Source organism: Prochlorococcus marinus CUG1433 (assembly GCA_017644425.1).
GTDB classification, from domain to species: domain Bacteria; phylum Cyanobacteriota; class Cyanobacteriia; order PCC-6307; family Cyanobiaceae; genus Prochlorococcus_A; species Prochlorococcus_A marinus_U.
In genome coordinates this window covers 484,753-500,080 of sequence record JAEPLN010000001.1, presented here as the reverse complement: position 1 = coordinate 500,080, position 15,328 = coordinate 484,753, and the positions used below count along the sequence as shown (strand labels likewise).

Here is a 15,328-nt window from a genome sequence, read left to right as displayed (position 1 = left end):
TAATTTTTAATTAATGTTTGGTTTTTGAATCTAATTTAAGATGCAAAATAATAGGTTTTATCCATTTGATTAATAACCAATTATATAAATCAAAATATCTGACAATTTTTAAAAGGTTGGGGAGTCATAGTGTACTCGCACTAATCGCACTAATCGCAATTGGGGGTGCTACGAGAGTCATGGAGGCCGGACTTGCCTGCCCAGATTGGCCATTGTGTTATGGATCTTTTTTGCCTTTTAATCATATGAACCTAAGAGTATTTCTAGAGTGGTTTCATCGTCTAGATGCTTTTCTGGTTGGAATTTTAATTCTTTTTAAATTTGCCCTTTCAATTATTTGGAAAAATGAAATTCCAAATTGGTTACCTAAAACTTATTCATTATTACTTTTTCTCGTTATTGTCCAAGGATCTTTTGGAGCTTTAACAGTAATAAATCTGCTTGATTCATATACTGTTACTGGTCATCTTTTAATAGCTTTTCTACTTCTAATTACAACAATTTCAATAAATCAAAATTTAGAAAATGACGACATAGAAGAGCCATTAATTTGGTGGAGATTATTATTGTTTGTTCCTCTTTTACTTACTCTGATTCAATCTTTTATTGGAGTAAGGCTTTCATCAACTTGGTCAGCACATATTTGCTTATCTTTTAATAAACAATGTCTAATTCTAAATACTCATAAATTATTTGCTTTTCCAATTGCTTTTTCAATTCTATTGATTATTGCTACTGCAATTTACAAGAGAAATTTACTTAATGAAAATTGGAAATATCTTTTAGCGCTTATTTTTCTCTTGTTTTCCCAAATTGCTTTGGGTGTTTTAAGTCTTAAAACAAATTTGAATGAACCTATTTTTATTATCGGTCATCAACTTAACGCCTCTTTATTTATTGCAATATTAACAACATTAATTTTTAGAAATCCTTTTACCAAAAGAGGTCTAGACCACTCCCTTAATTCTCAAATGGTTGGTATTAATTCATGAACAGTAGTAACTTAGAAAACTTTAACTATAAATCTCCAACTAGGGATGAGGTTGTACCTTCAAGAAAAAGATTAACTTTGCCGCCTTGGCTTGAAGTAGCAAAACCTAGATTAATCCCACTTTTATTGGCAACAACTTTAGGAGGAATGGCTTTAACAGAAGAATGGCCTTTGTCTTCTCCAAAACTTATCTGTACTTTAGGAGGAGGCGCTTTGGCAGCAGCAGCAGCAGGAGCTCTTAATTGTTTGTGGGAAATGGAATTAGACAAGAGGATGACAAGAACTAGCAGAAGAGCGTTGCCAGCAGGAAAGTTATCATCTGAGACTGTATTTTTAGCTGCCGTATCTTGTACTTTGGCAGCTTCGATGCTTTTAGTAAGTGGTGTAAATTATTTGGCTGCGGGTTTAACTCTTCTTGGTTTATTTAGCTATGTAATTTTATATACAGTTATTTTGAAACCTCGTACAACAAAAAACATTGTTTTCGGAGGAGTTGCTGGTGCTATTCCACCATTAGTTGGAGCATCTGCTGCTACAGGGCATGTAGGGCTTAGTGGTTGGTGGTTGTTTGGTTTAGTAATGTTATGGACCCCAGCTCATTTTTGGGCACTTGCAATTTTGTTGAAGGATGATTACGCATCTGTTGGCATTCCTATGCTCCCTTCTGTTAAAGGATCTGTTTTTACTGCCAAAGCGATTTCTCGTTACGGATGGGCAACAGTTTTAATGAGTATTATGGGAGTCTTTGCTTTACCTGAAGGTGGTCTCTTATACGGAATTATGTTATTGCCATTTAATGGAAGACTTTTGCAATTAATTAATGAATTAAAGAAATCTCCTGATGATCTTTCAAAAGCAAAGTCTCTTTTTAGGTGGTCCATACTCTATATGTTTGGCATTTGTCTTTTGTTATTAATTTCTAGAACCCAACTATCTGTAGAATTTGAGCAGCAATCTATGCAAATATTTTTATCTATAGTATCCCTGCTTAGTAATTAAATTAGATGTAAAATGTTTTTTAAGTAAATTGTAAGTTTGATGAATTATATAAAAGTTCAAGGGCTCTCAAAATCTTATTCAGATATCAATGCATTAAAAAATTTATCGATGGAAATTGAAGCTGGCACATTATTTGGAATACTAGGTCCAAATGGTGCTGGTAAATCAACACTAATAAAAATATTGGCTACTTTAATTGAGCCTGATAGTGGGGAAGTTTTTATAAATAATATTAATCTGATAAAAAATTCAAGGAAAATTAGAGAATTAATTGGTTATGTTGCCCAAGATATTGCACTTGATAAAATATTAACTGGACGAGAGCTTTTGGATTTTCAAGCAGATTTATATCACATTAACAAAAACAAAAAATTTGAAAGGATAAAGAAATTAATAGATCAACTAGAAATGAATGATTGGATTGATCGTAAGTGCGGAACTTATTCAGGTGGAATGAAAAGAAGAATAGATCTGGCAGCTGGACTTTTACATTTGCCCCAAGTATTAATTTTGGATGAACCTACAGTTGGTTTAGATATTGAAAGTAGAAATATTATATGGCATCTTTTGAAAGATTTGAGAAATAATGGAATGACCATTATTTTAAGCAGTCACTATCTTGATGAAATAGATAAATTGGCAGATAGATTAGTAATAATTGATGATGGAAGAGTTATAGCACAAGGTACTCCTGCAGAGCTCAAAAATAAATTAGGAGGAGATAGAGTAACTTTGAAAGTAAGAGAATTTAGTAATCAAGAAGAAGCAAAAAATATATGTCAAATTTTATCTTCAATAGATGGAATTAGTCAGATTATCATAAATGAAGCTCAAGGTTTCTCAATAAATTTTGTAGCAGATAAGGAAAAAGATTTACTTACGAAACTCAAAGTGGAATTGGCCTTCTCAAAGTTTGAAATTTTTTCTTTAACTCAAAGTCAGCCAAGCTTGGATGATGTATATCTTCAGGCAACTGGGAAAACATTATTAGATGCAGAAATTTCAATGGCAGGGAAAAGAGACTTTAAAAAAGAATCAAAACAAGCAATGCGATAAAAATTTTTTGGTATCTGATTATAATGGATATTAAGTTCAGCCAATTATGGAATTAAAACAATATAATTTATTTTTTTTATATCAAGAAACATTTGCCTTAACTAAGAGATTATTTATCCAACTGAAAAGAAGGCCATCAACCCTTTTGGCAGGAATATTACAACCAATAATTTGGCTTTTTTTATTTGGAGCACTATTCTCTAAAGCTCCTGAAGGTTTTTTACCAGGAGTTGATTCTTATGGAAATTTTTTAGGCGCAGGCCTTATTGTTTTTACTGCTTTTAGCGGAGCCCTAAACTCGGGTCTCCCTTTAATGTTTGATAGGGAGTTTGGATTCCTGAATAGGTTACTTGTAGCACCTTTAACAAGTAGATTGTCTATAGTTTTATCTTCTTTTTTTTACATAACAATCCTGAGCTTTGTTCAGAGTATTGTAATTATGGTTGTTTCATACATTTTGGGTTATGGATGGCCCAACTTATATGGTTTAGGAATTGTGTTTACGACGCTAGTTCTATTAGTTCTTTTTGTGACATCAATAAGTTTATGTTTAGCATTTGTTTTACCTGGCCATATTGAATTAATCGCTCTTATATTTGTAATAAACTTACCTCTCCTTTTCGCAAGTACTGCTTTAGCCCCAATCTCTTTTATGCCAAATTGGCTTGGGTGGCTAGCTTCATTAAATCCATTAACTTTTGCTATTGAACCTATTAGGACTGCCTATACACAAACTATGGATTTAGAATTAGTAGCTTTACACGCCCCATATGGTGATTTAACTTGTAAGAGTTGTATTTCAATTTTATTTTCTTTAACAGTTTTATCCTTGATAATTATAAGACCTCTGTTAAACAGAAAGTTAAATTAAAAAAAATTTCATGCTATTAAAAAATCATCTAATTGAAGTTTTTAAAAAGGCTTCTTTAGAAAATAATTTTTTGCTTAAAGAAAATATAGTTCTTAAATGGGTCCATAGATTTGGGATTGATTCTTTAAATGATTTGTTAATCTATAGTCCAGTACAAAAGGAAAATCAGCATGAAGAAGAGAATCAAGAACAAATATCTTTAATTAATGAAGTACATGAAGAAGAGAATCAAGAACAAATATCTTTAATTAATGAAGTACATGAAGAAGAAAATCAAGAACAAATATCTTTAATTAATGAAGTACATGAAGAAGAGAATCAAGAACAAATATCTTTAATTAATGAAGTACATGAAGAAGAAAATCAAGAACAAATATCTTTAATTAATGAAGTACATGAAGAAGAAAATCAAGAACAAATATCTTTAATTGATGAAGTGCATGAAGAAAAAAAACAAGAAAAAATGAAGTGGGAATCTACTGTTTTGCAAAATTCTAGAAGCAATAAAATTATTAGCAAATATGAAGATTTAAATAAAACAAAACAATATACAACAAACCAAAAATCACCCCTGCCTTATATTAAAAATTTACGAAAGTGGATTAATAAAGATAAAAAAGCTAGTTAGCTTTTACATCATACCTGGCATACCCATACCTCCCATACCTGGCATACCCATGCCCCCCATACCTGGCATGCCCATACCTCCCATTCCTGGCATGCCCATACCTCCCATACCTGGCATACCCATGCCTCCCATCGGATCTCCTCCTGGGCCTCCAGGGACTGCAATTTCAGGCTCTGGAATATCAGCAATTGCAACTTCTGTTGTCAGGAGCATAGCGGCAATAGATACTGAATCTTGAAGAGCTAATCTTATTACTTTAGTTGGGTCTAATATCCCTGAGTCCTTTAAATCCTCATATTTCCCTGAATTAGCATTAAATCCTTTGTTAAGCCTCATAATTTCAGCGACAACTACATCGCCATTAAAACCAGCATTTTTTGCTATTTGTTTAGTAGGTTCTAAAAGGGCTTTTTTTACTATGTTTATCCCCGTTTTCAAATCATCGGATGATTTTTGACTTAAATTTAAAAGTTCATCTGATATTTCAATTAAAGTTTGACCACCTCCAGAAACAACACCTTCATCAATAGCAGCTTTTGTAGCATTAAGGGAATCTTCTATTCTCAACTTTTTATACTTCATCTCTGTTTCTGTTGCAGCACCTACTTTTATAAGAGCTACTCCTCCCGCAAGTTTGGCTATCCTTTCATTGATTTTATCCTTGTCGTATTCTGATTCAGTTATATCAACTTCTCTTTTTAATTTCTTGACCCGCGCATTAACTAAATCTTTAGTGTCATCGAAGGCTATTATTGTAGTTTTATCTTTTGTGATAGTTATTTTTTTTGCTTTGCCTAAATCATTAATCGATACTTTTTCTAATGTCATCGATTTATCTTCACTAATTAGCTTGGCTCCAGTAAGAATTGCAATGTCTTCAAGGGCAGCTTTTCTTCTTTCACCGAATAATGGAGCTCTTACGGAAGCAACATTTAACACTCCGCTATTTTTATTCAATACGAGAGTAGTTAAAGCCTCTCCTTCTATATCTTCAGCAAGAATTAGAAATGGTGAGCCTGATTTCTGAATTTCCTCTAGTATTGGGACTAGGTTAGCTAAAGTTGAAATTTTTTGGTCAGTAATTAATATTTTAGGGTTTTCAAGTTCACAAACTTGTCTTTCTTGGTCTGTTACAAAGTACGGAGAACTATAGCCTCTATCAAAAGACATTCCTTCAGTTATGTCTAATTCTGTATCTAATGATTGAGATTCTTCAACAGTTATTACACCATCTGAAGTAACGATATCCATGGCTTTTGAAATTATAGATCCTATTTCTTCATCACCTCCCGCACTAACTGTTGCAACTTTTTGGATATCAGATCCACTTATTGAAATACTTTTCGAACTTAATTTCTCTAAAACAAAAGCCAAGCCTGCCTCCATACCTTTTTTTAATTCCATAGGACTAGCACCTGAAGCAATATTTTTTAATCCTTCCTGAACCATCTTCTGAGCCAAAATGGTTGCTGTTGTTGTTCCATCACCAGCACTTTCTTTTGTCTTGGAGGCAACTTGCTCTATTAACTTGGCTCCTAAATTAGAAATAGGGTTTTCAATCTCAATTTCTTTAGCAACTGTAGATCCATCTTTTACTACATCTGGAGAACCAAATTTTCTATCTATCACTACGTTTCTTGCCTTTGGTCCAATAGTAACCTTTACTGCGTTAGCTACGAAATTTACACCTTTTTCTAGCGCTTCTCTTGATTCATTAGAAAAACTTAACTGTTTAGCCATGTTTACTCGTTCTTTAATGTTATTCTAATCTCCCATAGAATCATTTTTAAGGGATATTTAATTAAGTGGGGAAAGCCGAATTTCTTTTAATGAGATAAACAAATTCTCTTAAATAAGAGTATCTTTAAGTTATGGATGTTACGAATAATCTTGTTTTTACTCTTACCGCAATCCTCGCGATTGCTATGACATTAATATACTTTCCTTTAAGATTTTTCTTGACATTAACTGCTAGAAGTCGAAGGCTAAAACTTTTACAAAAAATTAGAAGGTTAAGAGATGAATTGGGCCAACCTTATGAAAGTACATAATTAAATACTCATACCCCCGTCTATACTTATTGTTTGTCCTGTGATGTAACTTCCTGCATTACTAGAAACTAAAAAAGCCACTAAGTTTGCGATTTGAGTACAACTTCCTAATTTTCCTAAAGGAATAACTTTTAGTATCTCTTCAGTATTAAGTTTTTCGGTCATCTCTGTTTCTATGAAACCTGGAGCTATTGCATTTACGTTTATACCTCTTGAAGCAAATTCTTTCGCGCAAGTTTTGGTGAATCCAATAACTCCAGCTTTGGCGGCAGAATAATTTGCTTGACCGGGATTACCAATTATTCCAACAACAGATGAAATGTTTACGATACTACCACTTCTTTTTTTCATCATAAATTTTGACGCATATTTTGTACAAAGAAAAACTCCTTTTAAATTTGTATTTAGTACGTCATCCCATTGTTCCGATTTCATTCTCATCAATAGTCCATCTCTAGTAATACCAGCATTGTTAATGAGGATATCAATGGTGCCATTAATTTTGACGATTTCTTCAAAAGCTGAACTTACAGCACTCTCTTTTGAAACATCAAATTTTAATTTATGAGCTTTACCTCCCAAATTTTTTATTGAATTAACAACTTCTTCAGCTTTTTCATCAGAAGAAGAGTAATTAATAAAAACTTCTGCTCCTAAGCGACTTAGTTCTAAAGCAATTTCTTTACCAATTCCCCTGCTAGCTCCTGTGATTAAAGCAACTTTGCCTGATAATGAATCTGTATTGGACATTATGAAATTTTATAATTTTCAATCGTAGTACTATTTGTGTAAAGATATTGCTTTTATTTATAATTGTCTAGAAAATATTAAAACCTTTTATCGTGCACTTTTTAATCCCAGCTGCAGGGAGTGGTAGCAGAATGAAAGCTGGAAAAAATAAATTACTTATTGATTTAGAGGGAGAGTCTTTGATTTATTGGACACTTAAATCTGTATTTTCTTCAAGCTCCATAAAATGGGTTGGAATAATTGGGCAACCCAAAGATAAAAATTTATTATTAAATTCAGCAAAGGATTTTGCCCATAAAGTTCATTGGATTAATGGTGGAGATACCAGGCAACAGTCAGTTTTTAATGGTTTAAAAGCGTTGCCAAAAGATGCTGAAAAAGTTTTAATACATGATGGTGCTAGATGTCTAATTAATCCTGAATTGATAGATCAATGTGCCAAGCAATTAGATGAAAATGAAGGTGTTGTTTTAGCTACTAAGGTAATTGACACAATAAAGATTGTTGATAATGAAGGCTTTATTAAAGAAACACCAGATAGAAATTATTTATGGGCAGCGCAAACTCCTCAGGGCTTTTTAGTAGATAGATTAAAAAAAGCTCATACGATGGCAATTGATAAAAACTGGAAAGTCACAGATGATGCCTCACTATTCGAAATGCTTAATTGGAAAGTAAAGATTATTGAAGGAACTTATTCAAATATTAAAATTACATCCCCTATAGATTTGAAAATAGCAAAACTTTTTGTGAAGAACTCCTAGTTAAAAAGGTGTATCGATACTAAGAATGCCATCATCACCATTTATGGTTCCTTCGTATCCTATGGGAATACAAGCATTTCCCGAAATATGGCCTACTGGGAGGTCATAAAGAATAGGGAAATCAAACTCTTGGAGTCTTTCAATAATGCAGTTTTTTAGTAAATCTCTCCATTCAAGGTCGGAGGAATCATTAGAAAAACTTCCAAATCCAATACCAGCAATTTCAGAGAGTGTTTTAGTCATTCTGAGGTAAGTCAACATGCGATCAATTTTATAAATATCTTCATTAATATCTTCAAAAATTATTATTTTTCCTTTGCAATCTGGAAAGTGATTAGTACCAATTAAAAAAGTAGCAATAGTTAAGTTAGAAACGATAATTTCTCCTTTAGCTTTTCCAGCTTTTAAAGGAATTCCTCTTATATCCTCAACATATCCTTCAAAAAGTAAATTTCTTAATCTCTTTAGACTCCACTCTGGCTCTTTGCAAAGGCCAGTAACCATTGGGCCATGAATAGAACCTATAAATCCTTGAGAATATTTAGATAGTAATAAAGAACATGTATCTGAGAATCCAAGCATTAAACCATTCTGCCAAGAAGGTTCTTTTTCTAAAAGTCTTGCTGAACCCCAGCCTCCTTTCGCAAAAATGATTAGCTTACTATTTTGTGCTTTTTCCAGTTCTTCAAATCTAGTTAGATCGTCACCTGCAAAGTAACCAAATTTTTTTGATAGAGAATTATTTTCATTAATTTCCAAGCCCCAATTTTTTAAGATTTCTATGCCTTTTTGAAAATTCTCGTCTTCATCAATAAAGGAGCCTGGAGCTAAAATATCTATTAGATCCCCTTTTTTTAATCTAAAAACCATATTTAGAATTTATGAAGCAATAATAATACCTAATAAAAGTAATCCTCCATAAATTGATTGATTTTTGAAGTGATTCCCAATATTTTTTATTGATTGCTTTTCTTCAGGAAATACTTTTAGTATATCTCTCTGCATTAAGATTAACGTTGCAACCCAAATTGGCCAAAAAATAAAATCCATTTGATTAATAAATCCGCATAATCCGAGAAAACAAGAAGTTAAAAAATAACAAATTTGAATAGTTATTCTTGTATTGTTCTCAAGGTTAACAGCGGAACTATTTATTCCAATTTTGATATCATATTTTTTATCTGCTAAAGCATAAATCGTGTCAAAGCCAAAAGTCCAAAAAATGGTAGCTAGCCAGCAAAATAATAAAACAATACTATTTAAGTTGCCTTCATTTGCGGCCCAGGGAATTAAGACAGCAAAACCCCAGCATATGGATAAGATTAATTGAGGATATTTAAACCATCTTTTGGCTGAAGGATAAATTAAAATAATAGGTAAAGCTAAAAAAGCAAGTGAAATGGAGAGGATTCTTCCAGGCTGAGGTAGTGACAAAGTTAAAAGGAAGCTACATAAAATTAAAATGAAAAGAATTGAATAAGCTGTTTTAAGACCGATTTTATTTGCAGCTAGAGGTCTATTTTTTGTTCTAACAACTCTTTGATCAATTTTTTTGTCCCAAATATCATTAACAACGCAGCCTAATCCACTTACTAGTAGTCCTCCCAGTATTATTCTTATCAACATTAAAAATGTTGGATTAGCATCTGGGGTTAAATATAAACTCCATCCAGCAGGGATAAGTAAGATCATTCTTCCTGTAGGCTTATTCCACCTTAGTAATTCAAAAAATGCACTTAATTTAATTTGTCGATTTTTATTTTGCATATGACCTATTGTATATTTCATAACTTTAAATAATCTTACTAGTATTAAATGATTTCTATTATTTAATAATCAATCTTGGGTATATTTATTAATGGATTAAAGATATCTGCATCTTATAAAAAGAAATGATACAGAAACAAGATTTAAGATATTTTCAAGAAAAGCAAGTTTTAGTAGCTTCTATAGATATTGGAACTAACTCTACACATCTCTTGGTAGCAGAAATTAATCTAGAATTAAAATCATTTTCAATAAAATTTACTGATAAATCAACCACTCGTCTTGGAGAAAGAGATGAGGAGGGTAATCTTACTGAAGAATCAATCCAAAGAGCATTAGTTACTCTTAAGCGATTTAAGGAATATTGCAAAAGTAATGGAGTAAAACAAATAGTAACAGCAGCAACAAGTGCAGTTAGGGAAGCTCCAAATGGTCAAGATTTTATTAAAAGAGTTCTTGATGAAACTGATATTCAAATAGAAATGATAAGTGGTTCTGAGGAAGCTAGATTAATTTACCTTGGTGTTCTCTCTGGTATGGCTTTTGAAGATCAGTCTTTTGTAATCATAGATATTGGAGGAGGATCTACTGAATTAATACTTGCTGATAAAAAAGATGCTATAGCTCTTACCAGTTCTAGAATTGGTGCGGTAAGACTTAAAAATGATTTTTTAAATAAAGATTCTATAGATTCAGAAAGATCGAGTTTTCTAAAAACTTTTATTAAAGGATCTTTAGAACCATCTGTTAGAAAAATAAACAGTAGATCTAAGGGAGATAATACTTTATCTATGATTGCAACTAGTGGCACTGCAACCTCATTAGGAAATTTGATTTCAGATGATTTGGGAGAATCTAAACAAAAGTTGCATGGTTATAAATTTAAAAGGGAAAATTTACAAAATGTATTGGAAAAACTAATTAAATTGCCAGTTTCGGAAATCAAGAAAATACCTTCATTAAGTGAGAGAAGAGCGGAAATAATTGTTCCAGGAGCATTGATATTAAACACCGCAATGGAGATGTTGAACTTTAATGAATTAACTATAAGTGAGAGGGCTCTTAGAGAGGGTTTAGTTGTTGATTGGATGCTTCGTAAAGGGATAATAAAAAACGAATTAAATATTCAAAGTAATATTAGAAAAACAACCATAGTTCATCAGGCAAGAAAGTTTGGCGTAGATAGTACAAGAGCTGAGAAAGTTATCGATATTGCCTTTCAAATCTACGATCAGACTAAAAATATCTTTCATAGCGATAAAGACCCTAAAGCCAAAGAACTTCTTTGGGCAGCTTCTAATCTTTATAATTGTGGGAAATACGTGAATGTTGGTTCATATCACAAACACTCTTGGTACTTAATAAAAAATTGTGAGTTGTTGGGATATTCTGAAGCAGAAACAAATATTATTGCTTCAATTGCTAGATACCATAGAAAGACTTTACCCAAGAAAAGACATGAGTCTTGGCAAAATTTAATATCCAAAGAAGATAAAACATTAGTTCTTGAAATGTCATTGATTTTGAGACTAGCAGCATCTCTTGATCAAAGACCTGACAAGGCGATCTCCACAGTTCAAATAAAATTACAGGGAAATATTCTTACATTTGAACTTTTACCTTTAAATAAAAACCATGATCTTATTCTTGAAAAATGGAACTTAGGATTATGTCGTAATGTAATAAAAGAACTAAAGAATTTAGATTTAAAAGTTATTTAGTTTTTAATAAGTTCTTGTTTTGGGGTTTGCTTTTGAGAAGAGTCTGAAAATAAATTGAAAATTAAGGTCGAGGCGATTAGTCCAAGAAGGCCTGAAATTAAAATAAATATCCAAAACCCTACTGGACTTAGATTCTTAAATTGTCTAGTTTTATTTGTTTTTTTAGCAACTTCTTCAACTATTTCGTCAATTTTTATCTCTTGCCTTTCCGTCTTGAATTCATTCATTAAAAATTCTGTATCAAGTTTCAGCTTCTGTGAAATTCTACGAACCATTGCTTTGACAAATACTTTTTCAGGTAGTTCTTCTTCGTTACCTTCTTCAATGGCTTTAAGTTGATGAGATCCAATTTTTAAATCAGAAGCCAATTCTTCAATAGATTGCTCTCTACTTAACCTTGCCTCTTTAATAAAACTTCCAATTCTCTTTAAAGCGGATTGTTCTCTTTTGGTATTGTCTTTTGGGTTAGATTTTATTTCTTTCAAAGCTAATAAATTTTTACCAATTATAGTAATTAATATTTTTCTATCAACTTTAAGATTATTTTTTCCTAAAGAGATGCCTATAAGATGGATTATAAAGATTAGATCTTTTTTGAGAATTATTAATTGCTGGACTAATTATGTAAATGGTTGTTCTAATTAGTTTTTTTTCAATAGAAAATTTTTCCATATCTTTTAATTCTATTAATGCTGTCCAACCATCATCCCAAGATACTCTAAATCCAACAATCACTTTAGTCTCTGGAGGGTAAAACTCTAGTAGAACTTCTTGAGACCTTTTCACATGCCTAGCACTTAGATAAAGACATATAGAGGAATTGTGTTTCGCAAGATCTTTCAGAGATTCTTTTTCGGGCATCCCTGTTCGCCCTCCTGCTCTAGTTAAAATTATTGTTTGCGTTACGTCAGGGGTGGTTAACTCAGCTTCATGATATGCTGCAGCAACTTGAAAAGCACTTACTCCAGGAACAACCTCGATTTCAATCTTTTCGGTTTTTAAAATTTCGATTTGCTCTCTAATTGCTCCAAAAAGGCAAGGGTCTCCATCATGCAACCTTACAACAGTTTTCCCTGCCTGAAATTTTTCTATCATTATTGAGGTAATTTGCTCTAAGTTGAGCGAACTCGTTTTTATTTTTTCAGAACCTTCTTTAGCAGAATCTAAAATCTTTTCAGGAATTAGAGAATCAGTCCAAATAATGACATCTGCAATTTTTATCTTTTTTAATGCTTTTAAAGTTAATAATTCTGGATCGCCTGGACCGACACCAATAAAGGATATTTTGTTATCCATTCTTTCTATTTTTCCCACTATATGTTCTCAATCTTAAAAAAGATATTCCAATTAATCCAGAAGAAAATAGAAAAATACTTATAAATTGAGCCATTCTTATACCGCCATCACAGAAAGGTGGAAGTCCACCAATGCATAGTGGGTCAGTTCTTAAACCTTCAATCCAGAATCGTCCAAAGCTATAACTTATTAAATAAAGACAGCTAATAAAGCCAGGCCTGAAAAAATCGGTTTTATTTTGTTTATTAAAGGTAATAATAAGGACGATGAAAATCAAAAGATTCCACAATGACTCATAGAGAAATGTAGGATGAAAAAATTCATAATTAATAAATTCTAAAGGCCTATTTTGGATAGGTATAAATAATTTCCAAGGCAAATTTGTAGGAACTCCAAAGGCTTCATTATTGAAAAAATTCCCCCACCTTCCTATTGATTGTCCAAGAATAATCGAGGGTATTAATATATCTATAAAGGTTTTTAAATTAATTTTTTTTGAGTTACAGAAATAGATAATAGATATTAATGCTCCTATTAGACCTCCATGGATTGCTATGCCTCCTTCCCAAACTGCGAGAAAAGAAGGTATTTGAATGATGTTGTTGAATAGTTCAAAAGAAGTAAAAAAGTTCTCTCCGCTATATTGCCTCCACTCAAAAATTACGTAATAAGCTCTAGCTCCAATTATTGAAGAGATTATTAATGATGGAAGTATTTCACTAATGTACTCTGGGTTAATATTTCTTGCCCTTGCAAGTTTTTTAGAGACAAATAGGCCTATTAAAACTGAAACCGAAATAAGAAGTCCGTACCATCTAATAGTTATAAATCCTAAATTTAAAAAAGTTTCTCCTGGAGATTGTATAAAAGCTTGAAGTATAAGCATTTAGAGAAAGTTAGATACCCTCTGCTGCTTGCACTTTTTCTACTTGTTTTTTCTTTAATACTAAAAGTATTTGTGTTAAGCCTACACCAATGAAGAATGCAATCAATCCAATAACTCTATAAGGGCTCTGAAGTACAACCTCAGCATCTAATTGCCCAAAGCCACCAACGTTGGGATCATTAGTAAGAGGGTCACCTACATTAATTTTGTCTTGCGCTTTTACGATAAGTTGAGGACCAACAGGCACTGCTTCAGTAGTTATTTCACCATTATCGTTTTCTATATTGACTTGATAGCTACCATCTTCAATTGTTTCTATTGAATTTATAGTTCCTGCGGTGGAAGAAGTGAATACTACATTATTGCTCTTGTCTCCAGTTGGATATACCTGACCTCTACCTCTATTGCCTCCAATATGTAACGAGTATTTCCCGTAGTGATATTCTTTATTAGTGGATGGGTCAGGGGAAAGTACAGGGAAAACGATTTCTTTATTGGTATCGCCAGGTAAAGGTCCGACAATAATGATATTATCTTTCTCCTCACTGTAGTTAGTAAAATAAACCCCTTCTGTCTCCTCTTTTATTTCTTCGGTCCATCTTTCTTGTGGAGCAAGTTTAAAGCCATCAGGCAGCATTACAACAGCACCAACTTGTAATGGAACTTCCGAACCATCAGCCCCTATCTCTTTTAAATCATTTTTGTAGGGTATTTTGACTACAGCTTTGAAAACACTGTCTGCTCCAACAGATTGTGGAACCTCTGCAATTGTAGGCATCTGAGCTAGATGACAATTTGCACAGACTATCTTACCTGTGGCTTCTCTTGGGGATTCGTAGTTTTGCTGAGCCCAAAATGGATAAGCAAAACTGATCTCTGGATAAAATACAATGCTTGAAATGAAAAGCAGAGTACAGATAAATAAACTTGTTTTTTTCATAATTTGATTTTTAAGACCTTTCATTTTTTTTATGCCCACCATGGATTTTCATTAGTTCTAAAGTCAGTTTCTGACCATTGTTTGACGAGTACAGCATCATCTTCAATATCGACATGAGCTAGAGCTAAAGATAAAGGCGCAGGCCCTCTTACTACCTTCCCGTTAGTATCGTACTGACTGCCATGACAAGGACATATGAATTTATTAGCGCCACTATCCCATGGGACAACACAACCTAAATGAGTACAAATTGCATTTAACCCAAATTCTCCTATTTCCCCACCCTCATTAACTATTAAATAAGTTGGATCTCCCTTTAGCCCCTGAACTAGACTTCTGTCACCTGCTTGATGGGTAGCTAACCAACCTGTTTTAGTTATTGGATTGCCTAATTCATCTTTAGCAGAAGTTCCACCTCCACCACCGCCTGCTCTTAAAGGCATGAAATAATTCGCTACAGGGTAAAGGGCTCCTAAAGCTACACCAGTTGCGGTACCAAATGTAAGAAGATTCATAAATTGCCTTCGACCCATAGAAGGGACATCATTGGAACTTAATTGAGTCATTCGCTACTTGGTTCTGTTATTTATTAATTATTATGGAGCAAA

At 32.7% G+C, this 15,328-nt stretch carries 17 protein-coding genes; 8 read left to right on the top strand and 9 right to left on the bottom strand.

Annotated features, from left to right (window positions below; translation table 11 throughout):
• Positions 1-65 precede the first annotated feature (65 nt).
• The 5 genes from JJ842_02940 to JJ842_02920 are packed head-to-tail and all read left to right on the top strand — an operon-like array spanning position 66 to position 4,545.
• Entirely contained in the window at positions 66-992 is a 927-nt protein-coding gene (locus tag JJ842_02940; GenBank protein ID MBO6970871.1) for a heme A synthase, read from the top strand.
• On the top strand, positions 989-1,990 hold the full coding sequence (locus JJ842_02935; protein ID MBO6970870.1) for a protoheme IX farnesyltransferase: 1,002 nt from the start codon (positions 989-991) through the stop codon (positions 1,988-1,990). Before JJ842_02940 ends, JJ842_02935 begins: the two co-directional genes overlap by 4 nt.
• 39 nt (positions 1,991-2,029) lie before the next feature.
• The gene (locus JJ842_02930; protein MBO6970869.1) at positions 2,030-3,046 is read left to right on the top strand and encodes an ABC transporter ATP-binding protein; all 1,017 of its coding nucleotides are present in this window, start codon (positions 2,030-2,032) and stop codon (positions 3,044-3,046) included.
• A 46-nt stretch (positions 3,047-3,092) separates the two neighbouring features.
• Complete coding sequence (locus JJ842_02925; GenBank protein ID MBO6970868.1) at positions 3,093-3,917, top strand: ABC transporter permease; 825 nt, start codon at positions 3,093-3,095, stop codon at positions 3,915-3,917.
• A gap of 10 nt (positions 3,918-3,927) precedes the next feature.
• Positions 3,928-4,545: a glycoprotein gene (locus JJ842_02920; GenBank protein MBO6970867.1), complete on the top strand. Its 618-nt coding sequence runs from the start codon at positions 3,928-3,930 to the stop codon at positions 4,543-4,545.
• A 3-nt stretch (positions 4,546-4,548) separates the two neighbouring features.
• Here JJ842_02920 and groL read toward each other — a convergent pair whose 3' ends face one another.
• Positions 4,549-6,285, bottom strand: coding sequence for a chaperonin GroEL (gene groL, locus JJ842_02915; protein ID MBO6970866.1), 1,737 nt, complete (start codon positions 6,283-6,285; stop codon positions 4,549-4,551).
• A 131-nt stretch (positions 6,286-6,416) separates the two neighbouring features.
• Here groL and JJ842_02910 point away from each other — a divergent pair, with 131 nt between their 5' ends.
• Positions 6,417-6,596 carry a hypothetical protein gene (locus tag JJ842_02910; protein ID MBO6970865.1) on the top strand — a complete coding sequence of 60 codons (180 nt, stop codon included), beginning with the start codon at positions 6,417-6,419 and terminating at the stop codon, positions 6,594-6,596.
• Here JJ842_02910 and fabG read toward each other — a convergent pair whose 3' ends face one another.
• On the bottom strand, positions 6,597-7,346 hold the full coding sequence (gene fabG / locus JJ842_02905; GenBank protein ID MBO6970864.1) for a 3-oxoacyl-[acyl-carrier-protein] reductase: 750 nt from the start codon (positions 7,344-7,346) through the stop codon (positions 6,597-6,599).
• A 92-nt stretch (positions 7,347-7,438) separates the two neighbouring features.
• Between fabG and JJ842_02900 the strand changes: the two genes are divergently transcribed.
• Complete coding sequence (locus tag JJ842_02900) at positions 7,439-8,110, top strand: 2-C-methyl-D-erythritol 4-phosphate cytidylyltransferase (GenBank protein ID MBO6970863.1); 672 nt, start codon at positions 7,439-7,441, stop codon at positions 8,108-8,110.
• Here JJ842_02900 and JJ842_02895 read toward each other — a convergent pair whose 3' ends face one another.
• On the bottom strand, positions 8,111-8,980 hold the full coding sequence (locus JJ842_02895; protein MBO6970862.1) for an LD-carboxypeptidase: 870 nt from the start codon (positions 8,978-8,980) through the stop codon (positions 8,111-8,113).
• Between the two features lie 9 nt (positions 8,981-8,989).
• On the bottom strand, positions 8,990-9,877 hold the full coding sequence (locus JJ842_02890) for a 4-hydroxybenzoate polyprenyltransferase (GenBank protein ID MBO6970861.1): 888 nt from the start codon (positions 9,875-9,877) through the stop codon (positions 8,990-8,992).
• A gap of 125 nt (positions 9,878-10,002) precedes the next feature.
• Here JJ842_02890 and JJ842_02885 point away from each other — a divergent pair, with 125 nt between their 5' ends.
• Entirely contained in the window at positions 10,003-11,598 is a 1,596-nt protein-coding gene (locus JJ842_02885; protein MBO6970860.1) for a Ppx/GppA family phosphatase, read from the top strand.
• Here the strand turns inward: JJ842_02885 and JJ842_02880 are convergent.
• Genes JJ842_02880 through JJ842_02860 form a run of 5 tightly spaced genes read right to left on the bottom strand, consistent with a single transcriptional unit; the run spans position 11,595 to position 15,286 of the window.
• Entirely contained in the window at positions 11,595-12,083 is a 489-nt protein-coding gene (locus JJ842_02880) for a helix-turn-helix domain-containing protein (protein MBO6970859.1), read from the bottom strand. The two genes, JJ842_02885 and JJ842_02880, sit on opposite strands and share 4 nt — an antisense overlap.
• A 55-nt stretch (positions 12,084-12,138) precedes the next feature.
• The gene (cobM, locus tag JJ842_02875) at positions 12,139-12,894 is read right to left on the bottom strand and encodes a precorrin-4 C(11)-methyltransferase (GenBank protein MBO6970858.1); all 756 of its coding nucleotides are present in this window, start codon (positions 12,892-12,894) and stop codon (positions 12,139-12,141) included.
• Positions 12,887-13,780 carry a prolipoprotein diacylglyceryl transferase gene (locus tag JJ842_02870; protein ID MBO6970857.1) on the bottom strand — a complete coding sequence of 298 codons (894 nt, stop codon included), beginning with the start codon at positions 13,778-13,780 and terminating at the stop codon, positions 12,887-12,889. The genes cobM and JJ842_02870 overlap by 8 nt, the downstream gene beginning before the upstream one ends.
• 10 nt (positions 13,781-13,790) lie before the next feature.
• Entirely contained in the window at positions 13,791-14,744 is a 954-nt protein-coding gene (locus tag JJ842_02865; GenBank protein ID MBO6970856.1) for an apocytochrome f, read from the bottom strand.
• A gap of 5 nt (positions 14,745-14,749) precedes the next feature.
• Positions 14,750-15,286, bottom strand: coding sequence for a cytochrome b6-f complex iron-sulfur subunit (locus JJ842_02860; protein MBO6970855.1), 537 nt, complete (start codon positions 15,284-15,286; stop codon positions 14,750-14,752).
• Positions 15,287-15,328 lie beyond the last annotated feature (42 nt).